The following is a 21,257-nucleotide window of genomic DNA, read 5'->3' as shown; positions in this document are numbered from 1 at the left end:
AGACACAAAACGTAGCTTTTCATCCATCTTCGTACTTTCATTCCACGGCATAGAGTGGTCCCTCCTATGCCAAAAACTGTAAAGTATGTGTCCGGTATAAAGTGTTAACTATGTGTCGAGTCGTACAAATAATGCCCTGCTTTGTGCGGGGCATTTTCTTCTAACGCTTGGATCGGTTAGACGCCATTAGACTTGGATATCCCTATTAAGAAATGTCCTTTAAAAGGACAAATCAATTAGACATCCCTGCGTCAGTCGATGTCGTTTAAAACGACAATTCAATCAAATAGCTCTTTGATTAACCCGCTTTGATAATTCCTCAGCACTCTCTTTTCGCTCGCTGTAGCGGTCGGTCAAGTATCCTGAAACTGTTCTAGTTAATAAAGTGAACTTAACCAGCTCTTCCATCACATCAACTACACGATCGTAATTAGCCGAAGGTTTCATACGATTGTTGTCATCAAACTCTAAAAATGCTTTGGGCACTGACGATTGATTTGGAATGGTGATCATCCTCATCCATCTACCTAAGATTCTCATTTGATTCACCGCATTAAATGATTGAGAGCCACCACTCACTTGTAATAAAGCAAGCGTCTTGCCTTGGCTAGGTCTTACAGCGCCAACGCTAAGTGGTATCCAATCAATCTGCGATTTCATCAGCCCTGTCATGGCACCGTGCCGCTCTGGACTGCTCCAGACCATACCTTCAGACCACCCTACAAGCTCTCTAAGCTCAACTACTTTAGGATGTGTTTCGGGAGCGTCATCCACTTGCGGCAATCCATGAGGATTAAAGAATCGCGTTTCACAGCCCATCGCTTTTAATATTCTTTCTGCTTCTTCTGCCAGAAGGCGACTAAATGACCTCTCTCTAAGTGATCCATATAAAAGCAAAATCTTAGGTGGGTGACTATCAATGGAGTTGATGGTTAATTCATCAAGACTTGGCTTATGAAATAGGGCTTTATCGATATTGGGTAGATCAGTCATGGATGAATACTAATTTAAAGGTGAAATTATTAAGAGAGTCTATTAGAAACGAGATTTCATAAAACTGTCATATATTTCCATATAATTCGAAATATGAATAATGATAACGCTATCTCTGCTTTCCTCGCTCTAGGGCAAGAAACCCGACTTAATGTGTTTCGCCTCATTGTTCAGCGTGGTGACCTTGGGTTAACTCCAAGTCAAATTATTGAGAAGCTGGGTATTCCTAATGCCACCCTTAGTTTTCACTTAAAAGACTTGGTTGATGCTGAGCTACTTTTAGTAGAGCGTCAAAGCCGCAACTTAATCTATCGACCTAATGCTGAGCAAGTTCAAAAGTTAAGTGAATTTTTATTAGATAACTGCTGTGGCGGTAAATCCTGTACTCCCGTTAAACCTTTGAAGAAAGCCAAAGTCAAATGAAGCAATACAACATTCTCTTTTTGTGTACCCATAACTCCGCCCGCTCTGTATTGGGTGAAGCATTAGCATCAACCCATCTAAGTGGTAAGTTTGTTGGTTACTCAGCTGGCTCTACCCCAGGTACATCTGTCAATCCTTTTGCTAGAGAGTTAGCCTTAGAGATGGGCTACGACGAGAATAAGTTGCGCTCTAAGTCATGGGATGAGTATGGCTTGCCTGATGCTCCACAAATGGATTTCATTATTACTGTTTGTGATAATGCCGCGGGTGAAGTATGCCCATTTTGGCCTGGCAAACCTTCTACAGCTCACTGGGGCTTTCCTGATCCATCACAAGTTCAAGGTGGTGATGAAGAAAAACGCAAAGCATTTAAGGATGTGATGATTGGTTTGAAAAAGCGTATCGATATCTTGGCATCTATGCCTTTAGACAAATTAGATTCAATGAGCCTAAAAGAGATTCATACAAAAGCATGAAAAGTTATGTAAGTGAGTTTGTGGGCACAGCCCTGCTATTAGCAATAGTGGCGGGGTCTGGCTTTATGGGTGAATCATTGGGAGCGGGCAACTCCGCAGTAGCTTTACTTGGAAACAGTATTGCTACAGGCGCAGGACTCTACGCTTTAATTGTTTTGCTCGGACCCATCTCTGGCGCCCACTTTAATCCAGTTGTCACATTGATGTTTTGGAAGTTAGGACATCTCAACCTAAAAAAGATGTTGGGATACTGGGTTTGCCAGTTCACAGGGGCTATTGCTGGAATATGGTTAACGCACCTGATGTTTAGCCTACCGATCATCCAAGAATCAACCAAAGTCAGAACAGGATTGGGTATTTGGGTGAGTGAGCTTGTATCAACGCTCGTATTGCTCTCAGTAATACATATTGGGGACAAGGAAGCTAAAGATAAGGTTCCAATGTTAGTTGCTTTGACAGTTACAGCAGGCTACTGGTTTACTTCCTCTACCTTCTTTAGCAATCCAGCAGTAGCAGTAGCAAGGAGCTTAACTAATACCTTTGTGGGCATTGCTCCTAATGATGTTTTAGGATTTGTTGTGGCTGAGGTCATTGCGGCATTATTGGTTGTAGGAATTCTTGCTCTAGTTGAGCCAAAAGATAACAAGAGCTATACAAGAGGCTTGTAGTAGAAATGTCGTTTAAAACGACAGTCTAGAAGCAGAGTCAGGCATCCTCGGCCCTAGTTCGATTCCGCCCCGGGCCACCAAGAAACACCAAAACCACCTTCGGGTGGTTTTTTCATTTGTTGGGCGTAGAATGGAATTATGAGAAGGATATGTGTCACCCTTTGCTTTAGTCTATTTGCCAGCTTGATTCATGCGGGTAGCATGCCCGTATCTGCCGACTTCATATCACAAGCTCATTCTGGGCATGTAGTTCAGCATGATTGCCATACAAAAAGTGATGTGAATGTTGAGAAGTCGCAATCAACCAACCATCAAGCACAGCATCAATGCTGTTTGGGCGTAGTAGCAAACTTATCTACCGGCCAATATATCGAGCCAGATTTCTCAAATCACTTTGTTTCTCAAGTGCCCCAACTCATTGTTGAGGCAGTTCCAAGTCATATATTCAAACCTCCAAGATTAATTAGTTAACTACGCATTAACTAATTTTTGTGGCATCTAGCCACCGTAATCTATTGGAGAAATCTTATGAACATGACTCACTACATGGAGTTATTGGCTGTTAATCAGCCCTGGAATTTAATTATTTTTATGGCCATCCCAATCGTCTTAGCAGAGACTTTAGCTATTACTGAACTATATCTACTCTTTACTCGCAAGTTCGATGGTGCTGTTTATTACCTCAATCGCTTTTCTGGAATTGCTGTAGGCGTTTACTTTGTTGGGATCATTTACTACATTGTGACTAACGCCATAATTCCCATTACACAGGCAGGCGAGTGGAGAACAGTGATTGATGTAATTGCTGTCAGCACTTATGTCATCGCAGGATTGCCGCTGATCTGGATTGCCCTACAAGAGTTGGGTTTAGTTAATCGAGCACTAGACCAAATGGGTAAGTTAAAAATTCATGCGATATGTGTTGCATTGTTCTTGGTGTTTGGACACATCGCCATGATTGCCGGCATGCTTGATCCAAGTATTCTGGGATACAAGGGCGCCAATACTCATCAAATGAGTGGTAACTCGGATCATGAGTTTTGCCATCCAGATGGGCATGGTGACATGATGAAGCAACATCAGAAAATGATGAATGGTCGGATGCCAATGAATAGTCAAGGGCATACCCATTAATGCCTTAAGTATTTGGCGCTCTAGGCCCTGGTCGATTCTGCCCCGGGCCCCCATGAAACATTAAAACCACCTTAGGGTGGTTTTTTCGTAATCACTCCTCTAGTAGACTTCTCAGCATCCAAGCAGTTTTCTCATGTATATCTTGTCGTTGAGTCAGAAGATCTGCTGAAGGTTGATCGTTTGCTTTTTCAACCAGGGGAAAAAGTTTGCGAGCAGTTTTCGCCGTTGCTTCTTGAGCTTTTACAAGATACTTAACCATATCCATCGCCTTGGGTGTTCCCTCAACTTCCTTAATTGAGGTTAGTTTTGAGAACTCTTTATAAGTGCCTGGTGCTGGCTCCCCAAGTGCCCTTATGCGTTCAGCTATTAAATCAAGTGCCGCCCACTGTTCTGTATATTGAGCCATAAACATAGTGTGAAGAGTGTTGAACATCGGACCCTTTACATTCCAATGGAAGTTATGTGTCATCAAATATAAAGAGTAGCTGTCAGCTAAAAGCTCTGCTAGTCCTTTGGCGATGGCTTTTCGATCTTTTTCGTTAATACCAATATCTATTTTTGTGCTCATTCTATGCCCCTGTTTTTCGTAAAAATTTTAATGTGAAGTTACTCATCCGCTCATCATGCGCCACTATGTAACCAAAAGATAGGGCGGTGCCTTAGGCAGTGGTCAACTTATGCCCATGCCAGGCTAATCTATTTTGAACTTTCATTTTTAACTCCATCAGTTATTGATTGCTATGTAGTTATCTTGTTCTTTATGTGGATATCAGTCCAACGAATTTAACTGGGCAAGGCAATCGAATAAATCGATGAGTGAGTCCCGCTCCTCCGCCCCGGCCGCCAAGATTCTATAAATCACCCTCGGGCGGTTCCCCCTTTTTCTGATTAATATCTAGGAATTCTCTCGGGAGCTCTAAATGCTATTAGTCACCTCAATCATTGCCTCTGTGTTAACCGCCATCTTTGTAAAGCTCTCTTTTGCCGTCATTGGCTTGAGAAGAAAGAATCAGGTTGGCTTAGGAAGTGGTGGCATTGATGATCTTGAGAGGGCGATTCGAGCCCAGGGGAACTTTGCAGAGTATGTTCCTTTTGGAATTATTTTGATTGCATGCTTAGAGTTAAACGGTGCTCCTTGGTGGTTGGTTGCCATACCTGGTATCACTTTAATTATTGGCCGGTTAATTCATGCTAAAGGGATTAATGTGCCACCACCCGATTTCAGTAAGCGGGTTCTTGGTATGAAATTTACTTTTTATACGCTAATAACATTAGTTGTTTTGAATCTGGGATGGGCTTTGTATAAGTGCATAACTTAGGGTCAGCCATTCTAGGCCCTAGTAAATTTGGCCCTGTGCAGCCAAGAAATTCAATAGTCCCGTCTTGGATAAGAGGACGTCTCAGAATATAATTATTTCACTTAAATAAAAAATGATTAAGCATCAGCGACTACGTTCAAATTTCAATTTAATAGGCAAATTTTTATGACAACAGTAAAGCAAGTTATTGAGCAAAAAGCAAATACCATTTTTTCTGTACGATCATCTGACACTGTAGAAAATGTCTTGATGCTGATGCGCGATCATCGAGTAAGAGCTATTTTGGTCGTAGATGATGGAGCTTTAGTAGGGATTGTTTCACAAGGAGATTGCGCTATAAAGGTATTGTTGCCACACAACAACCCAAAACAAGTGGCCGTTTCAAAAATAATGACCGCAAACCCGCTAACTGTATTGCCATCTAACTCACTAGAAGAATGTATGGCAATAATGGTTCACAAACATATTAGACATCTCCCTGTAGTAGAAAAAAATAAAGTGATTGGAGTTATTTCTGTTGGAGATCTAGTAAAAAGCATCATTGAACTTCAGGGCAGTCAAATCAAGTTTTTAGAAACTTATATTAATGGCCATGGTGTTTAGTATTTAGAAGAGAGAAATCTTCAGGCCTTGGTCGATTCCGGCTCAAGCCACCCAGAAACACCAAAACCACCTTCGAGTGGTTTTTTCATTCGAGGATCTGCTATACGAGGATCTGCTATAAATCAATAAAAGAGCTATGGAGCAAGTATGACCGAATCTTCCCGCCGTAATTTCTTAAAAACTTCTGCTGTTGGCGCTGTAGCTATTGCTGGCGCTTCTGGGGTTGTGACTAATTCTGTTACAGCGCAACCAATACCCTCAAAGTCAAATATTCAAACCAAGGCCAACGAAATATCTAATAAATTATTTGCTAACGATGGTCTAGCAATTCCTATTGCTGCTACGCCTACGGTTTCAAAATTAGCAAACGGATTGGATCGAACACTGGTGCTTGGTGGTGGTGGAGAATATTACATCGCTTGGTATTGTGGATTTTTTCATGGCCTTCTTGAGGCGGGGCTAGATATGGCCCAAGTTCCAGAAATGGTTGTTGGCACTTCAGCCGGGTCATATATGGGCTCATCGCTACTTTCGGGCGAATTTAATCGCCTACGAAGCGAGTTTGATTTTTTCGGGAAATTTCCCGAGATTTTTGCCAAGATTGCGCCTCTAGCTAAGCCCAATTTAAGTCAGATGAGGGCCGACCAAATTAACATGAGCGCAACAGATGGCAGCATAGAGACACGCAAAATAATCGGTAATGCCGCTTTAGCAGCTAACAATAAATTAAACAGCGATCGGATTGAAAATTTAGTCAGACTGTTAACGGGCGATAGCAAAAAAGATTGGCCTACAAGTCGGATGTATACAACTGGTGTTGATTGCTATACGGGCGAACGCATCGTTGTGGGGCAACAAACTGCTAGAAAAAATAGCATTCCCTTAGCGCATGGTGCGGCCGCAAGCAGCTCCTTACCTGGGGTCGCTGGACCAACATTATTGGGTCAACGATATGTCATGGATGGGGGCATTTGCTCTAATCCAGCGCACGTAGATTTGGTGGCGGGCTCTAAAAGAGCTCTGATCATCACTTTGACTGACGGAGTAACAGGTGCAATATTAACTACTATTCCACATCCCATTGCTCAAAATATTGAAGACATTAAAGCGGTTGGCACAAAAGTAAAGTGGATAGTTGCCGGCACACCCAAAGGCGTTGACTTGCTTGATCCAAAGCAAATCACTGGAGCATTGCGAACTGGCTATGAGCGATCAAAAATTGAGGCGCCAAAAATTAAAGAATTTTGGGCATAGGATTAGGTATTGGCAGCCTTGGTATAGTCAGAGACACCAAAACCACCCCCGGGTGGTTTTTTAGGCAAATTCATGCTGATTGCTAGGTCAGCTTAATAAGACTACTTACAGTAAGGTTTTTGTTTTGGTTGAAGAGTATCCGCACAAGATCTATTCTGAAGCAACATAAACATAAACATAAAGAGGCAAGCAATGATTAAAAAAAGTTTCCTAGCACTTGGCGCCATGTCAGTTTTACTGTTGGCAGCTTGTCAGTCAATGGAGCATGGCACCGGTCAAAAAGCGTCTGCGAGCCTGGAGCCGCGTTCGGGCTCAAATACAAAAGGTACAGTCAATTTTGTATGGCAAGGGCATGATGTTTTGGTTACTGGAAACTTTTCCGGATTAAAGCCAAATGCTGAGCAAGGATTTCATGTTCATGAAAAAGGAGATTGTTCCGCTCCTGATGCTACTAGCGCAGGCGGCCACTTTAATCCAGACACAAAATCACATGGAATGCCTGGAAGCGGAGCCAATCATGCTGGAGATATGCCAAATATCAAATCAGATGCAAACGGCAATGCGACTTACTCTGCAAAACTGAGTGGCTTTGCTGTTAATAATGGGCCAACTGGAATTGTGGGAAGGTCTGTTGTTGTACATCGTGACCCCGATGATTACAAATCACAACCAGCAGGTAATTCAGGCCCAAGAATTGCGTGCGGCTTGATTAAGTAATTTTGGCTGAACTCAGCCTTCATAGACTTTAGCTCGGAATAGTAGGAAACACTAAAACCACCTTCGGGTGGTTTTCTAATTTGTGGGCTTAATACTGGACTCAAAAGATGTTGTATTAAACGACAATAGAAATTCATAATAAAAAGCAGGGGATAGCATGTACAAGTTAATTGCTTTTGATGCCTATGGCACATTGTTTGATGTGTATTCCATGGGGCAGTTGGCAGAAGAATTATTTCCAGGGCATGGTCAAGACTTTGCCTTGATGTGGCGCGATCGTCAAATCGAGTACACCCGCCTTGTCACCATGAGCGATCCCAACCCCAATGGCAGTAAACACTATCTTCCATTTTGGGAATTGACGATTCGTTCTTTGCGTTATGTCTGTAACCGGATGAGTCTAAATCTCACAGCAGAATATGAGAAGCGACTGATGGATCAGTACGCAAAACTGACTGGTTTTGAGGATAGTTTGAGTGTTCTCAAAACCATTAAAGAACAAGGTTTATCAACGGCCATCTTGTCCAATGGAAGCAGAGAGATGCTCGCTACTGTAGTGGAGAGCAACGGCTTAAAGCCCTACCTAGATAAGGTGGTGACGATTGAAGATGTGCGTTTATTTAAGACTGACCCTCAGGCCTATGGGCTTTTGTTAAAAGCATTTCCCGTCAAGAAAGAAGAAATTCTGTTTGTATCCAGTAACGCATGGGATGCTCTAGCGGCCAAGTGGTATGGCTTCGATGTATTTTGGGTCAATCGCTTGGGTCACCCCTTTGAAGAGATTGGTGAAAAGCCAAACTACGAGGGTAACTCCTTAAGTAAAGTGTTGGAGGCCATTTAAGTCTGAGTTTTGAATTCAGGCGGGAGTGAGATGTAGCATTCCCTGCCTGACCCATGCGGTTGGACGATAAATAAGCACTAGTATGACTCTCTCGCCATGAGCGTAAAGTAGCTATATAAAGGGAGAGACTATGACTGCTATTACACCCACCATTGAAGAGCTACAAATTCTAGAGTCCCTTCGGGTCCACAGACGAAAGCATCGTAAAGGCTTTCCTCGCAATATCTCAAGTCATGTTGAGGGTTACGCTCCCGGGCTAACGACTGGCCAAAAAATTTCTGATGTTGTCGCAAAAACGGTAGGCTCGTGGAAGTTCATCTTAGTTCAAAGTGCATGTATTTTTGCTTGGATTAGTTACAACTCAATGAGCAACACAAATACATGGGATCCCTACCCATTTATTTTGCTTAATTTGATGCTTTCTTTTCAGGCTGCATACACCGCTCCAGCAATCATGATGAGTCAGAATCGACTTTCAGAGATAGATCGTCAACAGGCTAGCAATGATTTTGAGGTCAATGTGAAGGCGGAGTTAGAGATTGAGCTTCTACACCAGAAAATTGACCTACTAAAAGAAAAAGAGCTATTCGCCTTAACGAAGGCTGTTGAGGCTTTAAGTGAAAAGCTAGATGGCATTCGTAAGAAGTAGGCCATTGAATACCACTAAACTACCAACATGAAGCGGCCCATTTATTTTTTTCTGATTGCATCGTGCAGCATTGCCTTGGCACAAGAGTCATCCAATGGGTATGACTTAAAGGTCGCCGTCACGAGAGCTGGCGATCGCTTTCAGGTGAGTGCAAGCTATGAGGTGCCGATCACTATTTGTGAAGCGTTTGCATTTATCACTGACTATGAGGGTGCTAAAAATTTACCCGGGATCGTTGATTCAAAAGTGCTCTCTAGATCAGGTAATAAAGTAAAGGTCGCTCGCTTGCTTGAGGAAAGAATTCTATTTATTCCATTTGAGATGCGTTCTGAGTTGGAGTACGTAGAGATCCCCAACAAAGCATTACTATTTGAGCAATTTAGCGGAGACACAAAGTATTACAAGGGAAGTTGGCGCTTATTGCCTGAGAAAGATTTCACTACCTTTAAGTATGATGCCCAGATTGAGCCAAACTCTTTAGTGCCATCAGCAGTCATTGAATTCTTCATTAAAAATATTTTGCGTCGGCAGTTTGAGTCAATGGCCGAGGTCGCATCACTGAAGAAGTCGGCGCCGCTAAAAAATTGTAGATAGATGATGGTTTGCTAGGCTAAGATTACATTTATGACAAATCTCAATCAATTACCTGGCGACTTGCCTATCCCTGAAGATGATGGGGCCGCAGATCACTTAATAGGCATGAGCTTGCCTGCTATTTCCCTTAAAACAACGGCCCATAGCCAATTTAATTTCGGTGAAATTAAGGGGCGTTTGGTGATTTACTGCTATCCCATGACAGGTCAGCCCAACGTTCCATTGCCGGATGGATGGGATCAAATCCCGGGAGCAAGGGGATGCACTCCGCAAAGCTGTTCATTTAGGGATCACTATCAAGAGCTTCGGTCGCTTGGTGCGGATGTTGTGGGGCTGAGCGTGCAATCCACTGAATATCAACAAGAGATGGCTGATCGTTTGCATTTGCCATTTCCAGTTTTAAGTGATGAAGATTATCGATTTCAACAAGCTTTGCGCTTGCCCACCTTCGTTGCTGCTGGAATGAGGCTATTAAAGCGCATCACTCTGATCGCAAATGATGGCGTGATCGAGGCTGTTCACTACCCCATCTTTCCAAGCGACAGTGATCCGGCTTGGGTGATTGATTATTTAAAAAATAGAAGCGCTTAATTTTTATTGGGGCAGTAGGTATTTTGCCCACTCGAACAAGATTTTCCTGACGTTTTGACTGCTAGGAGTAAGAAATGTTGCTTTGCAGCAATTTTTCCTTGCTAAGCTCAAAATAAGCTATTAATATGCTGCAGTGCAACAAATAACCATTCATAGGAAAAATCATGTTCAAAAATCAATTTACAGAAAATCAAACTAAATCCGTAGAAAGCGCACGCGCACTAGGACAAACAGCCCTTGAAAATGCTCAAGAATTAGCAGAGATTAATTACCAAGCTGCCCAACAGGCCGTGACAAATGCACAAGCTAAAGCAGCCGAGTTAATGAAGAGTAAAGATGCAAAAGCAGCCTTAGACCTTCTGCAAAGCCCAGAAGTACAGGAGGCTGTTGCTGAAGTTGCTGCGTATCAGAAAAAAGTTGCCGCAGTACTGCGACGTGGAAACCAAGAGCTGGTTGAAGCTGTAGAGGCCGCAATCGATCAATCACAGGATGACCTAAAAAGTTTTGTGGCTGCCGCTACATCAAAGGCGCCTGCTGGGTCAGAGGCATATGTCAGCGCTTTTACAGCAGCATTCAATACAACAATGCAAAACTTTGACCAAGTACGCTCAAGTGCTCAAGATGCATTTGCAAATTTTGAGAAAAGTGTAGAAACTGCAATGAAGAGCTCCCAAGGGCAATTTAGTCAGACTTCTAAAGCGGCAAAAAGTCGCACCAAGTAATTAGCGGTTCACTTATCAGTAAAAAACCCCGTATATGCGGGGTTTTTTTGATTCAATTCTTGATAAGATAATTCCTTAAATACATTTTTTGAGTACACCATGAGACTTGAGCGCATAACAGCCGCACTATTACTAAGCCTCGTTCTTCTTGGGGGATGCTCCAAAGAAGAGCCATCCAATCTGATTAAGGTTGCCATATCTCCTGCGATTCCTCCAATGCTTTTTGAAAAGGATGGAAAATATTCAGGTATAGATTTAGAGATATTCGAGGGCTACTGTAAATCGAGAGGCTGCACATTTAAAACAACCGCCTACGATTGGCTGGGAATGCTAGGCGCTGTAAGTAGTGGCCAGGCTGATGTTGCATTCTCTGGAATCTCAATTACAGATAAACGCAAAGAAGTGATGGATTTTTCCAATCCATATTTCACTAGCACTTGGCAGTTGATTGGTTTAAAAAACCGCAATATCAAAATAACTGATTTATCACAACTCAACAAATACACAATTGCCTATCCAACAGGAAGCGTATTTGATGATTATGTGAAAAATGTACTACAGCCAAAAGGTTATTACTCGGTTGAGCAAGTAAAGCTATATCCGTCGCCAACAGAAGCTTTAATTGCATTACAAAACGGTAATGTAGATTTAGTGTTTGTTGATAACGTAATGCTGGTCAATTATCAAAAAACTTTAAATCTCCCAGTGAGTAGCAGCTATCAAGTGGTAGGTTTTGATAGCCTAGGATTTGCCTTCAAGAAAGGTTCCAAGCTGCGTGATGACTTTAACCTGTATCTTGCTGAGCTCGGACCAGAAAAGTTAAAGGCTATTATTGATCGCTGGACTCAATAAATTGAAATTATTCATATAGATTGGGTTAAAGTGTTTCTTAAGTCGATTATTTCAATCATTTATAAGGAAAAATATGTCCCATCATGACAAGCTAATGGCTGCTTTTGAGGTGTACCAATCAGAGAATGAAAAGTTCCACGGAAAAGGAGTCAAAGCTTCTGCAGCAAGAGCTCGTAAAGCTTTGCAAGAGATTGCTGGTTCTTGCAAAGAGCGCCGTAAAGAAATTACTGCAGAAAAAGAAGCGCTCGAAGGTAAGCCAAAGGGTGAAGGCATGTCACAAGACGCTGCTCGTCACGCTCATATTAGAAAGTAAACTTTTACTAGATAAGCAAAAAGTCACCTACGGGTGATTTTTTGCTTAGAGGTCTACACCTTCTAGTGCGGGGCCTTCAAGATGGCGAGTATCGGCCCATCTCTCGATTGACCAACCATCATCTTGCTGATGTGTAATCCAATTTAGTGAAGCATTTGGCACTGAGGCTACTCGCTCTGTACTTAAAGCTTGCTTGCTAGCAATTCGATACATCATGTCGAGCGTGCCGCCATGACTTACAAGCAAAATGGTTTTTCCTGAATGTTGCACTTGTATTTTGTCTAAAACAGTTTGAACACGCAATGCAAATTGCTGAATACTTTCACCACCTTCGAGTTCATGCTCTAAGTCACGAGTAATATGGGCTTGCCAAATTGCAGGTTGTACTAATGGCGCCTCTTGAATAGAGAGTCCCTGAAGCGCGCCAAAATGGCGCTCTCGTAAAGTGCTATCAACTTTTGCCTCTATGCCAAATAATTCAACAATAGCATTTGCAGTATCAGCCGCTCTTTTAAGGTCGCTGGTATATAAAACATCGAATATGAGATTTGCATTCTTAAGTGCTTGTGCCATTTGGCGAGCTTGCAGAATGCCTTTTGCATTCAGTGGAATATCAGTATGTCCTTGCAGGCGCCTTTCAGCATTCCAGGTAGTTTCGCCATGGCGAATAAGGCAGAGTTTTGTGGTCGGCATATTGCGGTATTCAGTGAAATTATTTTTTCATGGTCCAAGCGCGTGGATTGTGCTCAAAGCCCAGGTGCTCATAGTAGGTATTTGCTTTCGGAGCTGCAAGTAACACAATCATGCAGCTAGGCTTCAAGCGCTTCCGAGTTTCTTCAATGAGCTGCTTTCCTATTCCCTGTCGCTGGTAATTTTCATCTACAGCAAGGTCGGCTAAATAGGCCACATAGGCAAAGTCTGTTAGGCTGCGACTGATGCCAACTAGTTTTTCACCATCCCATGCTGAAATAGTGAGATTCGCATTGGCAAGCATTGCTGCAAAGGTTTCGGCACTATCGATTGGACGGCGCTCCCCAAGAGTGGATCGAATATAGAGGTCGATAGCCTGTTCTGGGCTAATACTTGCGTGCTCGGTATAAGTAATCATTTTCTTACTCTGATGGGTATGTGAGCGAATCGCCATTACTCAGGATCCCAGAGTCTAGCGCTTCTGCTCTGAGACCGCCCCTATTCTCAAAAACGTTCATGAAGTCAGGTCTTTTTAGTAAGTTGGCCGGTCGCTGACAGGGTTCGCATAATTCAGTGCCCTTGAATGCAATGCCCCCTAAATAGAAAATCTTGCCAACTAAGCTATTTAGCTCATCCTCAGAGATGCCACTAATCACAAGATTTCTTCGGGTATCGCCCTCGCCAAAGAGGGTTTGCTGCTTAGCGCGTAATTGGGCATTAGCATTTTCTATCCCTGAGAGGGTAATAAGGGAAATGTGGCGTATTTTTGGCTTGGTCTTAGAGAAGGCGCCTAGACCTAGTGCGTAGCGATCTCCGACAATTCCTTCGCCGGCAATGATCTCCGCTCTTTCAAGCGGCACCATCAGCTCGCCCGCTCGAGGAGCAATATACATGGAGTGAATTTGAGGGAATGCCTTCATGATGACAGGATATTACATAAGAAAAAGCCCCGGTAATTTCGGGGCTTAGTACTTAGGCTACAGCTGCCGTTGCAGTGGGTATTGCGACCGGAGGGCGCTTATTGAGAGCCCTCTGTATCTTTGCCTTCTCTTTGGGCTTAGTGCTAGATTCGAGCAATTTACTAAGTTGAGTAACGGTAAGTGGCCCCCAATTTAGCTTTACCAGTTTTACTCACCATGGGGTCGTTTTTTCTATTTCTTTGATTTTGGCCAACAGCCATATATTTTCCTAGAGTCTTGGAATGATGAACCTCTGAGCATGCTCAGCAGACTCCCCTATGTAGGGCGCGAAATAGTGATCACAGATCAGAATAACAGTTAAGTGATCTAGGCGCTATGATTGAAAGATCTCTATCAGCTTTATCCTTAAAAGGCGTGGTTTACTACATGTCTAGCTCATGATAAATATTCCCAATCTTATTTTTGCCGCCATTATGGGTGGGCTCATGTCATTAAGCATTACTTTAGTAACCACTTTGGTTCGTTTAGGCTTTGCGCAGAATTTCTTTTGGCTATGGCTTGAGCTTTGGGCAGTTGCTTACCCTGTTGCGATTATTTGCATTTTGATCTATCGCCCATTTGCTAGCAAGCTCACTGCAAGTTTAGTTAAGAAGCTGGAGCGATGAGTGGGCGAATAACTTTATTGAATAAGAGATTTTTTATGACGTATTTCAAATATATTGTATTGCTAGGCATGGTTGGCTTGAGTGCTTGCGCTGCGGTTTATACCGATGCATCAGATTCGAATCATGTGACCTTTCTAAATAGTGATGGCGAATCTATTGCCTCACTTACACCAAAGGCCAATGCGTATTGCGCACAATATGGCAAGACTGCATCGTTTAGAAAAAACGATACGCAGTTACTTGCGGTATTTGATTGCAATTGGCCGCAATCAAGCCCACGCTAGAGCTAACCAGCGAGGTCTGATTGATAGATAAGACCTGCATGCTCTCTTAGGGCATGGAACTGAATGGATTCCCAGCGCTGTTGAGCAACATCGAGTTCAGATTTATGGCTAGCTAAAAATACAGAAGCGCCCACAACATCTTCTGCCATACGGTGAATATTCTCCAGCATGAACTTTTTGAGTGCTACAGGATCTTCGGAGCTTACCCAGCGAGCCAAGTTATAACGTGCCGGTAATAAGCGTACTTCCGCCCCGTATTCAGTTTGTAGGCGATGGCTCACCACTTCAAACTGAAGCTGTCCAAATGCCCCAAGCAACATGGTGCCGCCAGTCATAGGGCGAAATACTTGAATCGCACCCTCTTCACCAAGTTGCATTAGACCGGTGCGCAATTGTTTGGAGCGTAATGGATCTGCGGACTCGACCATACGGAAAATTTCTGGAGCAAAAAATGGTAAGCCTGTAAATTGCAATTGCTCGCCTTCGGTTAGCGTATCGCCCAACCGAAGTAGGCCATGGTTTGGCAATCCAATAATATCTCCAGGAAAAGCTTCATCCAAAATATCGCGTCGTTGCGATAAGAAAGATAGTGCATTATTAGTGCGCACTTCTTTGCCGTTACGACAAATCTTCAGTTTCATGCCACGCTGAAAATGCCCTGAGCAAATACGCAAGAAGGCAACACGATCTCGATGAGCTGGATCCATGTTCGCCTGAATCTTAAAGACCACAGCAGAAAATTTATTCTCTGCAGGACTTACTTCGCGCTGTAAAGCTTTGCGTGATCCTGGTGATGGTGCAAGTTCAACTAAAGTATTGAGAATTTCCCGTACACCAAAATTATTAATGGCTGAGCCAAAGAATACCGGCGACTGACGACCGGCTAAAAAGGCTTCCCGGTCAAAGGCAGGCATCGCATTTTTAATTAAATCTACTTCAGCAAGCGCATTATCAAGATCAGTGCCGAGGCGCTCTTTTAGGGCGGGATCATTAATATCAACAATTGCATGAGAATCTTCAGTCACGCGATCCTCACCTGCTTTGAACATGCGCATTTGAGAGTTGGCAATATCAATCACGCCGGCGAAAGATTTGCCCATACCTACTGGCCAAGTAAAAGGAACCACTTCAATGCCTAGTGCAGTTTCAATTTCATCCATCAACTCCATGGGTGGCTTTACTTCGCGGTCCATTTTGTTGATGAAGGTCACAATTGGCGTGTTACGTGCACGACAGACTTCAAGTAAGCGCAAGGTCTGTGACTCAACACCATTAGCAGCATCAATCACCATCAATGCAGAATCAACCGCAGTCAGTACGCGATAAGTATCTTCGGAGAAGTCTTGGTGGCCTGGAGTATCTAGAAGATTAATAATGCAATCGCGATATTCCATTTGCATTACTGAGCTGGCTACAGAAATACCACGCTGCTTCTCAATTTCCATCCAGTCAGAGGTCGCATGTCGACTAGCTTTACGAGCCTTTACACTGCCCGCAATCTGAATTGCTCCCGCGTATAGCAAGAGTTTTTCAGTAAGCGTGGTCTTGCCGGCATCTGGGTGAGAGATGATGGCAAAGCTACGGCGTCTTAAAACTTCTGCGCCGGGAGTGCTGGTGGTGGTATCGATGGTAATTCTGCGCTTAATCTAATTGACAGAATTATAGACGCGTAGAGCCACTTAAAATTGCTCTTCTGGCCTTACAAAGCGCCATTTGCCGGGCGGTAGGGCGCCTAGCGAAATTCTACCCATGCGCACGCGCTTGAGACCTAAAACCCGGAGGCCAACCATTTCACACATGCGACGAATTTGACGCTTGCGGCCCTCGCGCAAAACGAAACGAAGTTGATCTTCGTTTTGCCAGCTGACTTGGGCTGGCTTTAAAACGACCCCATCTAATTCCAAACCATGTTTGAGGCGATCTAAATCTTCAAAAGAGAGTGCGCCTTCCACTCGGACTAAATACTCTTTTTCGATGGGGCTATTTTCACCAATGAGGAGTTTTGCGATACGGCCATCTTGAGTTAAGACCAACATGCCAGTGGAATCAATATCAAGCCGACCTGCGGGCGCTAAGCCGCGGCTATTAAAGCGTGGGTTGCGACCCTTGTCTAAGGGGCTTGCAAAGTAATTCTCGGGAGTGATGAGCGAAGCTGCTGGTTGATACTCTTGTTCGTCATCATAGTGAGAGATGAAGCCGACTGGTTTATTCAAAATGACTGTAATGCGCGATGCCTGCTGTGCTTTAGCGCCAGACTGGAGCTCAATCTTCTGATGACGAAAAGCCCGAGAACCTAGCTCATTGACCACTTCACCATCAACAGTGACTAAGCCTTGCTCAATATAAGAGTCTGCCTCACGTCGGGAGCATAGACCCAACTCAGAGAGTAGCTTGGATACACGTATTTTTTCTTCCATCATCATATTATCGGGCAAATGCCCTATGAAAGACTAGGTTCTGACAATATGAACGCTGCAAGGAGCCTCTTCAGCAATCTTTGTCATAGAGGTTCGCCAAGGCGTTACTTTATTTGGCGGCTTATGAGATGCCCCAATGAGAATCAGTGATGCATCGTTATCTTTGGCAAATTCCACAATTCGACTAGCTGGATCAAGCGCTTCCAATACATGATATGAAATCCGCTCCGGTGGCAATTTCAAAGGCTTTGCCCATTCCATAAGTTGCACGAGATGCCCGCGCACAATACCGCTAGCAGTTTCACTTTCTTGATTGCCTTCAAAAGTCGGAGTACTTGCAATCGTACTGATACAAACAAGCCGGCTTTCGGGGTAGGCCTGCAGTAAGTTCTTTGCAGTTGTTTGCATGCGTACACGCAAGTCTTCATCAGACTGGCGCGTATCAATCGCTGCAATCATCAGAGGCGCATCATCATTACCAATGCTGGGGCGGGGACTCGGGGAGGGCTCGTAACCCGCCGCACGGAACATGCGCTGGAGGTTTTCCCAAAAGCTCAGGGGATCAACTCGATCAGCGCGCTCTGTTAGGATGACGCTCTCATGATCGCGCAAGACTTGACGTAAACGAGTAGCGCTCTGATAGCGATCTGCTGCACGGGGCTCAAGACAACGCAAAACAACTTCTTGTAACCAGCGGGGAATTTCTTTTCGAATGGCACGCGGAGGAAATGCCTGCGCCCACATTCTTTTGCGTAAGCCGTACATCGACTGAGGGTTTCCAAAGGGAAGCTCGCCCGTGAGTAGCTCATACAAGATGACGCCAATAGAAAAAATATCGCTACGATAGTCTGAGCGAATGCCAATCACTTGCTCTGGTGCAATATAGGGTGCCGAGCCAACCCCTTTGCGCATCTCTTCCGCGAGTAAGTCTGGAAAACGCGCATGATGCGATAAGCCAAAGTCAATTAACGTGATCTTTCCTTGATCATCAATCAGAATGTTTTCGGGCTTAATATCTAAATGAATGGCATCTTGCGCATGTAGAGATTGCACCGCTTGCGCTAAATCAACACCAATCTTCACAACCTCATCAATTGTAAAAACTCTACCTTCTTTAATAAAGTCCTCAAGTGGTCGCCCTGCCACGCGCTCCATAGCAATGTAGGGGCGTGTTGCCATATTTCCAGAGCCGAGATACTTGGGAACGTAAGGACTCTTCAGTGAGCGCAGAATAGTGAGCTCAGTTTCAAAGCCAATGAGACTTTCCACGGGCTGATCACGACCTACCCTAGGAATCTTCAGGAGAATAGGGACATCAATCCCTTCTTTGCTTGCGGAGTAGAGGCTGGCCATACCGCCGCGATGCACCTCTGCTCCCAATACAAATCCATCAACTACTTTGCCTTCTTGGAAAATTTCATCAACTGCTTCAATATCGGTATTAATCGACATAGGTAAATTATTTACCTGTAATCAGACGGTTGGCAAGATCTTCTGGTAACCCAGCGCGACGCACTTTTTCAGCTGCTGTAAATTGATCGTATGGAGTTCGGTGAAAGGTAAGCACTTCTAATCCTGGTTCAAATATAGCAAAGCAAGCTTCTGGATTTCCATCTCGTGGTTGACCAAGTGAGCCAACCACGCCAACCCACTGACGATGATGCATCACTGGAATTCCATCGCCGGGGTATGGTGCAAAACGAATCAATTTACCGACAGCGCTTTGATAGAAAAGTGCTTGTTCATGAGCATGGCCAACAAAGGTATACGTCTTTCCTGAGCTTTGTACGCAACGCCAAGCGCTCATGCTGTCAGTAATGTAATTCCAGTCAGCAGGATTGTGAGCTGATGCATGAACAAAACACATCGTCTCCTCTTGAACCATGAGTGGTAATTCTTTTAGAAATCGAATTTGCTGAGGATTGAGCTGAGCCTTAGTCCACTCTATTGCTGCATTTGCGCTTACATTCATTTGCTTGCTGCGGTCTTCAAAGATTGCCTGATCATGATTTCCCAAAACAGCAATTGCTTTTTTATTGGCGACCATTTCACCAATGCGATCAATCACAATGCCGGGGTCAGCGTTATAGCCAACAATATCACCCAAGAAGACCATGCGAGTAACGCCAAGCTCTTGAGCCCGCTCCATGCAGGCTTCAAAAGCTTCTAAATTGCTATGTAGATCAGCAAATAAGCCAATGCGTTCATTCATTCTTTAATGATAGGGCAAAAGTAGCCCTAGCAGAAGTGCTAGTAGGGACTCGCCTCATTGTGAGGCCTGTTTTTAAAGCGCTTATGAACCCAGTAGTATTCGGCTGGCCTGAGTCTAATTTCTTCTTCAAAAATTGTGTTGAGTCGCGCTGTATCGGCTTCAGGATTTTCGGTGGGGAAATTTTCAAGGGGCTTGCTAATAGTGCAAACATAGCCAGCCCCATCTTTTTTGAGAGTAGTGATCATCATGCAGACCTGCGCCCCTGTGATTTTAGCAAGACGCGATACAGCTGTGATCGTATTAGTTTGAATATTAAAGAAGGGAACGAAGGTAGAGTCCTTGAGGCCTAAATCAATATCAGGCGCAATGATAATGAAGCTGCCCTTGCGGATCTCTCGAATGAGCGCAAGCGAGTTTCCTTGGCGATCAATTGAATTTCCACCGAAACGATTGCGCCATTCAATAATCTTCTTATTGAAGAAAGGGCTTTTCATTCTTTGAAAAAAGCCAGAAGTACGAGGCCAACCTTTTTCCTTGGCAAGTGCACTCAGAATAATGCTACCTTCAATGCCAATAAAATGCATGTTCACTAAAATACGTGGCTGTCTATCATTTAGATCAACCTCAGAGCGAACCTCAATCATCTCGGCAAGCTGTTTTTTGCTGCCCAGCCAAATAATACTTTTTTCAACTAAGCTGCGTCCCAGCAGTCGCCAATGCTGCTTTCTAAGTTGATCAACTTCTGTTGCGCTTAGCTCAGGGAAACAGAGCTCCAAGTTTTTCTGGACTACGCGATTGCGATCGTTGGGAATGTGGGCTGCCAGATAGCCTAGGCCATAGCCAATAGAGACTAAAGTCTTGTAGGGCAGCGATACCAGAAATCTAAGAAGTGCTACCCCAGAGTAGTTTGAAAAATTTTTAAACAAAACTCAATTTATTCGGTGTCATAGCGAGATAAAGATTTGGCGTAGCGCACATTCATTTCTTCGGCAGAGCTAGTAGACATACCTAAATCATTGACTAAGCCGGTCTCGAGACGGTAGGTCCATCCATGCACCGTGAGATCTTGTCCTCTAGCCCATGCATCCTGAACAATGGTGGTCTCACATACATTTACTACTTGCTCTATCACATTCAGTTCGCATAAGCGATCTTGACGTTTTGGAGATGGGATCACTTCGCCAAGATAGCGCTCATGTTTTTGATGCACATCCTTCACATGACGCAACCAATTGTCAGCAAGGCCAACCCGTTTATCGGTTAGGGCGGCATGGACGCCAGAGCAACCGTAATGACCCACTACCAAGATATGCTTAACCTTCAATAAATCGATAGCAAACTGAATCACAGATAAGCAGTTCAGATCGGTATGAACCACCACATTGGCAACATTGCGATGTACAAAAAGTTCGCCAGGCAGCAAGTTCACAATATCGTTTGCGGGTACACGGCTATCTGAACAGCCAATCCATAAATATTCTGGCGCCTGCTGTGAAACTAAGCGCTTAAAAAAATTAGCATCCTTAGCGATCATGGCTTCCGCCCATTCGCGATTATTGGCAAATAGCTGGTCTAAGGCACTGGAATTCTTCATAATCATGGTTTGAGTTTAAAGTACTTTAATGATGCCTATTTGGTTAAAGCAAACCCCCACTGGCATTGTTCTTCATCTACATTGCCAGCCGGGCGCAAAGCTGACTAAGGTAGTCGGTCTGCATGACGGCTGTCTCAAGATATCTCTGCAGGCTCCTGCCCTCGAAAACAGGGCAAATGAAATGCTGCTGTCTTGGCTTTCTAAGCAATTGAGAGTGCCGCAAAAACAAATTCAGCTCTTATCGGGACAAAGCAGCCGGGTAAAGCGAGTCGAAATCTGGGGTTCTATCACTCCAGAGCAGATTACTGAAGCCCTAAGCCCCTAGG

General features: G+C 44.0%; 30 protein-coding genes. 19 read left to right on the top strand and 11 right to left on the bottom strand.

Annotated elements, in window-relative coordinates; genetic code table 11:
* Window positions 1-282 precede the first annotated feature (282 nt).
* Window positions 283-993 carry an arsenical resistance protein ArsH gene (arsH, locus tag ICN27_RS10370; protein ID WP_216269942.1) on the bottom strand — a complete coding sequence of 237 codons (711 nt, stop codon included), beginning with the start codon at window positions 991-993 and terminating at the stop codon, window positions 283-285.
* A gap of 93 nt (window positions 994-1,086) precedes the next feature.
* Here arsH and ICN27_RS10365 point away from each other — a divergent pair, with 93 nt between their 5' ends.
* From ICN27_RS10365 to ICN27_RS10345, 5 genes are all read left to right on the top strand, one after another.
* Complete coding sequence (locus ICN27_RS10365; protein WP_076024484.1) at window positions 1,087-1,416, top strand: helix-turn-helix transcriptional regulator; 330 nt, start codon at window positions 1,087-1,089, stop codon at window positions 1,414-1,416.
* Window positions 1,413-1,892, top strand: coding sequence for an arsenate reductase ArsC (locus tag ICN27_RS10360; RefSeq protein WP_215284966.1), 480 nt, complete (start codon window positions 1,413-1,415; stop codon window positions 1,890-1,892). The genes ICN27_RS10365 and ICN27_RS10360 overlap by 4 nt, the downstream gene beginning before the upstream one ends.
* Window positions 1,889-2,560: an MIP/aquaporin family protein gene (locus ICN27_RS10355; protein ID WP_216269941.1), complete on the top strand. Its 672-nt coding sequence runs from the start codon at window positions 1,889-1,891 to the stop codon at window positions 2,558-2,560. Before ICN27_RS10360 ends, ICN27_RS10355 begins: the two co-directional genes overlap by 4 nt.
* A 201-nt stretch (window positions 2,561-2,761) precedes the next feature.
* Entirely contained in the window at window positions 2,762-3,031 is a 270-nt protein-coding gene (locus tag ICN27_RS10350; protein WP_216269940.1) for a hypothetical protein, read from the top strand.
* 57 nt (window positions 3,032-3,088) lie between these two features.
* Window positions 3,089-3,694, top strand: coding sequence for a DUF6803 family protein (locus tag ICN27_RS10345; protein WP_216269939.1), 606 nt, complete (start codon window positions 3,089-3,091; stop codon window positions 3,692-3,694).
* A gap of 91 nt (window positions 3,695-3,785) precedes the next feature.
* On the opposite strand, the gene ICN27_RS10340 is transcribed toward ICN27_RS10345, so the two are convergent.
* Window positions 3,786-4,262 carry a Dps family protein gene (locus ICN27_RS10340; RefSeq protein WP_215308627.1) on the bottom strand — a complete coding sequence of 159 codons (477 nt, stop codon included), beginning with the start codon at window positions 4,260-4,262 and terminating at the stop codon, window positions 3,786-3,788.
* Window positions 4,263-4,614: 352 nt separating this feature from the next.
* Here ICN27_RS10340 and ICN27_RS10335 point away from each other — a divergent pair, with 352 nt between their 5' ends.
* The 11 genes from ICN27_RS10335 to ICN27_RS10285 all read left to right on the top strand — a co-directional run bounded on the left by ICN27_RS10335 (window position 4,615) and on the right by ICN27_RS10285 (window position 12,149).
* Complete coding sequence (locus ICN27_RS10335; RefSeq protein WP_215308626.1) at window positions 4,615-5,013, top strand: MAPEG family protein; 399 nt, start codon at window positions 4,615-4,617, stop codon at window positions 5,011-5,013.
* Between the two features lie 165 nt (window positions 5,014-5,178).
* The gene (locus tag ICN27_RS10330) at window positions 5,179-5,616 is read left to right on the top strand and encodes a CBS domain-containing protein (protein WP_215308625.1); all 438 of its coding nucleotides are present in this window, start codon (window positions 5,179-5,181) and stop codon (window positions 5,614-5,616) included.
* A 147-nt stretch (window positions 5,617-5,763) separates the two neighbouring features.
* Entirely contained in the window at window positions 5,764-6,870 is a 1,107-nt protein-coding gene (locus ICN27_RS10325; protein ID WP_216269961.1) for a patatin-like phospholipase family protein, read from the top strand.
* Between the two features lie 192 nt (window positions 6,871-7,062).
* Complete coding sequence (locus ICN27_RS10320; protein ID WP_216269938.1) at window positions 7,063-7,587, top strand: superoxide dismutase family protein; 525 nt, start codon at window positions 7,063-7,065, stop codon at window positions 7,585-7,587.
* A gap of 157 nt (window positions 7,588-7,744) precedes the next feature.
* Window positions 7,745-8,428 (top strand): haloacid dehalogenase type II, encoded by a 684-nt coding sequence (locus ICN27_RS10315; RefSeq protein ID WP_216269937.1) that lies wholly within the window; start codon window positions 7,745-7,747, stop codon window positions 8,426-8,428.
* 130 nt (window positions 8,429-8,558) lie between these two features.
* On the top strand, window positions 8,559-9,077 hold the full coding sequence (locus ICN27_RS10310; RefSeq protein WP_215308622.1) for a DUF1003 domain-containing protein: 519 nt from the start codon (window positions 8,559-8,561) through the stop codon (window positions 9,075-9,077).
* Window positions 9,078-9,104: 27 nt separating this feature from the next.
* Window positions 9,105-9,671: an SRPBCC family protein gene (locus tag ICN27_RS10305; RefSeq protein ID WP_216269936.1), complete on the top strand. Its 567-nt coding sequence runs from the start codon at window positions 9,105-9,107 to the stop codon at window positions 9,669-9,671.
* A gap of 30 nt (window positions 9,672-9,701) precedes the next feature.
* Complete coding sequence (locus ICN27_RS10300; protein WP_216269935.1) at window positions 9,702-10,262, top strand: peroxiredoxin; 561 nt, start codon at window positions 9,702-9,704, stop codon at window positions 10,260-10,262.
* Window positions 10,263-10,426: 164 nt separating this feature from the next.
* Complete coding sequence (locus ICN27_RS10295) at window positions 10,427-10,984, top strand: phasin family protein (RefSeq protein WP_216269934.1); 558 nt, start codon at window positions 10,427-10,429, stop codon at window positions 10,982-10,984.
* 99 nt (window positions 10,985-11,083) lie between these two features.
* Window positions 11,084-11,836: a transporter substrate-binding domain-containing protein gene (locus ICN27_RS10290; RefSeq protein ID WP_215308618.1), complete on the top strand. Its 753-nt coding sequence runs from the start codon at window positions 11,084-11,086 to the stop codon at window positions 11,834-11,836.
* A gap of 73 nt (window positions 11,837-11,909) precedes the next feature.
* Entirely contained in the window at window positions 11,910-12,149 is a 240-nt protein-coding gene (locus ICN27_RS10285) for a hypothetical protein (RefSeq protein WP_215308617.1), read from the top strand.
* Window positions 12,150-12,194: 45 nt separating this feature from the next.
* On the opposite strand, the gene ICN27_RS10280 is transcribed toward ICN27_RS10285, so the two are convergent.
* The 3 genes from ICN27_RS10280 to ICN27_RS10270 are packed head-to-tail and all read right to left on the bottom strand — an operon-like array spanning window position 12,195 to window position 13,759.
* Window positions 12,195-12,842, bottom strand: coding sequence for a histidine phosphatase family protein (locus tag ICN27_RS10280; protein WP_216269933.1), 648 nt, complete (start codon window positions 12,840-12,842; stop codon window positions 12,195-12,197).
* A gap of 19 nt (window positions 12,843-12,861) precedes the next feature.
* Window positions 12,862-13,293, bottom strand: a complete 432-nt coding sequence (locus ICN27_RS10275) for a GNAT family N-acetyltransferase (protein WP_255535111.1) — start codon at window positions 13,291-13,293, stop codon at window positions 12,862-12,864.
* Window positions 13,262-13,759, bottom strand: coding sequence for an MOSC domain-containing protein (locus ICN27_RS10270; protein WP_255535110.1), 498 nt, complete (start codon window positions 13,757-13,759; stop codon window positions 13,262-13,264). Before ICN27_RS10270 ends, ICN27_RS10275 begins: the two co-directional genes overlap by 32 nt.
* A 437-nt stretch (window positions 13,760-14,196) precedes the next feature.
* Here ICN27_RS10270 and ICN27_RS10265 point away from each other — a divergent pair, with 437 nt between their 5' ends.
* Window positions 14,197-14,424 carry a DUF2798 domain-containing protein gene (locus ICN27_RS10265; RefSeq protein WP_216269932.1) on the top strand — a complete coding sequence of 76 codons (228 nt, stop codon included), beginning with the start codon at window positions 14,197-14,199 and terminating at the stop codon, window positions 14,422-14,424.
* Window positions 14,425-14,459: 35 nt separating this feature from the next.
* Window positions 14,460-14,708: a hypothetical protein gene (locus tag ICN27_RS10260; RefSeq protein WP_216269931.1), complete on the top strand. Its 249-nt coding sequence runs from the start codon at window positions 14,460-14,462 to the stop codon at window positions 14,706-14,708.
* A 2-nt stretch (window positions 14,709-14,710) separates the two neighbouring features.
* Here the strand turns inward: ICN27_RS10260 and ICN27_RS10255 are convergent, their stop codons facing one another.
* The 6 genes from ICN27_RS10255 to can are packed head-to-tail and all read right to left on the bottom strand — an operon-like array spanning window position 14,711 to window position 20,937.
* Complete coding sequence (locus ICN27_RS10255; protein WP_216269958.1) at window positions 14,711-16,336, bottom strand: peptide chain release factor 3; 1,626 nt, start codon at window positions 16,334-16,336, stop codon at window positions 14,711-14,713.
* A gap of 51 nt (window positions 16,337-16,387) precedes the next feature.
* On the bottom strand, window positions 16,388-17,125 hold the full coding sequence (locus ICN27_RS10250) for a pseudouridine synthase (protein WP_216269957.1): 738 nt from the start codon (window positions 17,123-17,125) through the stop codon (window positions 16,388-16,390).
* Between the two features lie 33 nt (window positions 17,126-17,158).
* Window positions 17,159-18,577, bottom strand: coding sequence for a serine/threonine-protein kinase (locus ICN27_RS10245; protein WP_216269930.1), 1,419 nt, complete (start codon window positions 18,575-18,577; stop codon window positions 17,159-17,161).
* Window positions 18,578-18,584: 7 nt separating this feature from the next.
* Window positions 18,585-19,337: a metallophosphoesterase gene (locus tag ICN27_RS10240; protein ID WP_215308610.1), complete on the bottom strand. Its 753-nt coding sequence runs from the start codon at window positions 19,335-19,337 to the stop codon at window positions 18,585-18,587.
* Window positions 19,338-19,375: 38 nt separating this feature from the next.
* Window positions 19,376-20,263, bottom strand: a complete 888-nt coding sequence (locus ICN27_RS10235; RefSeq protein ID WP_216269929.1) for a lipid A biosynthesis acyltransferase — start codon at window positions 20,261-20,263, stop codon at window positions 19,376-19,378.
* 8 nt (window positions 20,264-20,271) lie between these two features.
* The gene (gene can, locus ICN27_RS10230; protein ID WP_215308608.1) at window positions 20,272-20,937 is read right to left on the bottom strand and encodes a carbonate dehydratase; all 666 of its coding nucleotides are present in this window, start codon (window positions 20,935-20,937) and stop codon (window positions 20,272-20,274) included.
* Window positions 20,938-20,959: 22 nt separating this feature from the next.
* Between can and ICN27_RS10225 the strand changes: the two genes are divergently transcribed.
* Window positions 20,960-21,256: a DUF167 domain-containing protein gene (locus ICN27_RS10225; RefSeq protein ID WP_215308607.1), complete on the top strand. Its 297-nt coding sequence runs from the start codon at window positions 20,960-20,962 to the stop codon at window positions 21,254-21,256.
* Window position 21,257 lies beyond the last annotated feature (1 nt).

The organism is Polynucleobacter sp. Nonnen-W13 (genome assembly GCF_018881735.1).
Classification (GTDB): domain Bacteria; phylum Pseudomonadota; class Gammaproteobacteria; order Burkholderiales; family Burkholderiaceae; genus Polynucleobacter.
This window is presented reverse-complemented; position numbering and strand designations above follow the sequence as displayed.

Excerpts from the sequence above, each read along its gene's own strand:
- ICN27_RS10355 (WP_216269941.1), top strand. The coding sequence starts at position 1,889 with ATGAAAAGTTATGTAAGTGAGTTTGTGGGCACAGCCCTGCTATTAGCA.
- ICN27_RS10350 (WP_216269940.1), top strand. The coding sequence starts at position 2,762 with ATGCCCGTATCTGCCGACTTCATATCACAAGCTCATTCTGGGCATGTA.
- ICN27_RS10360 (WP_215284966.1), top strand. The coding sequence starts at position 1,413 with ATGAAGCAATACAACATTCTCTTTTTGTGTACCCATAACTCCGCCCGC.
- ICN27_RS10240 (WP_215308610.1), bottom strand. The coding sequence starts at position 19,337 with ATGAATGAACGCATTGGCTTATTTGCTGATCTACATAGCAATTTAGAA.
- ICN27_RS10295 (WP_216269934.1), top strand. The coding sequence starts at position 10,427 with ATGTTCAAAAATCAATTTACAGAAAATCAAACTAAATCCGTAGAAAGC.
- ICN27_RS10365 (WP_076024484.1), top strand. The coding sequence starts at position 1,087 with ATGAATAATGATAACGCTATCTCTGCTTTCCTCGCTCTAGGGCAAGAA.
- ICN27_RS10265 (WP_216269932.1), top strand. The coding sequence starts at position 14,197 with ATGATAAATATTCCCAATCTTATTTTTGCCGCCATTATGGGTGGGCTC.
- ICN27_RS10260 (WP_216269931.1), top strand. The coding sequence starts at position 14,460 with ATGACGTATTTCAAATATATTGTATTGCTAGGCATGGTTGGCTTGAGT.
- ICN27_RS10305 (WP_216269936.1), top strand. The coding sequence starts at position 9,105 with ATGAAGCGGCCCATTTATTTTTTTCTGATTGCATCGTGCAGCATTGCC.
- ICN27_RS10250 (WP_216269957.1), bottom strand. The coding sequence starts at position 17,125 with ATGGAAGAAAAAATACGTGTATCCAAGCTACTCTCTGAGTTGGGTCTA.
- ICN27_RS10335 (WP_215308626.1), top strand. The coding sequence starts at position 4,615 with ATGCTATTAGTCACCTCAATCATTGCCTCTGTGTTAACCGCCATCTTT.
- ICN27_RS10275 (WP_255535111.1), bottom strand. The coding sequence starts at position 13,293 with ATGGCGATTCGCTCACATACCCATCAGAGTAAGAAAATGATTACTTAT.
- ICN27_RS10310 (WP_215308622.1), top strand. The coding sequence starts at position 8,559 with ATGACTGCTATTACACCCACCATTGAAGAGCTACAAATTCTAGAGTCC.
- ICN27_RS10300 (WP_216269935.1), top strand. The coding sequence starts at position 9,702 with ATGACAAATCTCAATCAATTACCTGGCGACTTGCCTATCCCTGAAGAT.
- ICN27_RS10285 (WP_215308617.1), top strand. The coding sequence starts at position 11,910 with ATGTCCCATCATGACAAGCTAATGGCTGCTTTTGAGGTGTACCAATCA.
- can (WP_215308608.1), bottom strand. The coding sequence starts at position 20,937 with ATGATTATGAAGAATTCCAGTGCCTTAGACCAGCTATTTGCCAATAAT.
- ICN27_RS10345 (WP_216269939.1), top strand. The coding sequence starts at position 3,089 with ATGAACATGACTCACTACATGGAGTTATTGGCTGTTAATCAGCCCTGG.
- ICN27_RS10325 (WP_216269961.1), top strand. The coding sequence starts at position 5,764 with ATGACCGAATCTTCCCGCCGTAATTTCTTAAAAACTTCTGCTGTTGGC.
- ICN27_RS10270 (WP_255535110.1), bottom strand. The coding sequence starts at position 13,759 with ATGAAGGCATTCCCTCAAATTCACTCCATGTATATTGCTCCTCGAGCG.
- arsH (WP_216269942.1), bottom strand. The coding sequence starts at position 993 with ATGACTGATCTACCCAATATCGATAAAGCCCTATTTCATAAGCCAAGT.
- ICN27_RS10245 (WP_216269930.1), bottom strand. The coding sequence starts at position 18,577 with ATGTCGATTAATACCGATATTGAAGCAGTTGATGAAATTTTCCAAGAA.
- ICN27_RS10330 (WP_215308625.1), top strand. The coding sequence starts at position 5,179 with ATGACAACAGTAAAGCAAGTTATTGAGCAAAAAGCAAATACCATTTTT.
- ICN27_RS10280 (WP_216269933.1), bottom strand. The coding sequence starts at position 12,842 with ATGCCGACCACAAAACTCTGCCTTATTCGCCATGGCGAAACTACCTGG.
- ICN27_RS10315 (WP_216269937.1), top strand. The coding sequence starts at position 7,745 with ATGTACAAGTTAATTGCTTTTGATGCCTATGGCACATTGTTTGATGTG.
- ICN27_RS10340 (WP_215308627.1), bottom strand. The coding sequence starts at position 4,262 with ATGAGCACAAAAATAGATATTGGTATTAACGAAAAAGATCGAAAAGCC.
- ICN27_RS10290 (WP_215308618.1), top strand. The coding sequence starts at position 11,084 with ATGAGACTTGAGCGCATAACAGCCGCACTATTACTAAGCCTCGTTCTT.
- ICN27_RS10225 (WP_215308607.1), top strand. The coding sequence starts at position 20,960 with ATGATGCCTATTTGGTTAAAGCAAACCCCCACTGGCATTGTTCTTCAT.
- ICN27_RS10320 (WP_216269938.1), top strand. The coding sequence starts at position 7,063 with ATGATTAAAAAAAGTTTCCTAGCACTTGGCGCCATGTCAGTTTTACTG.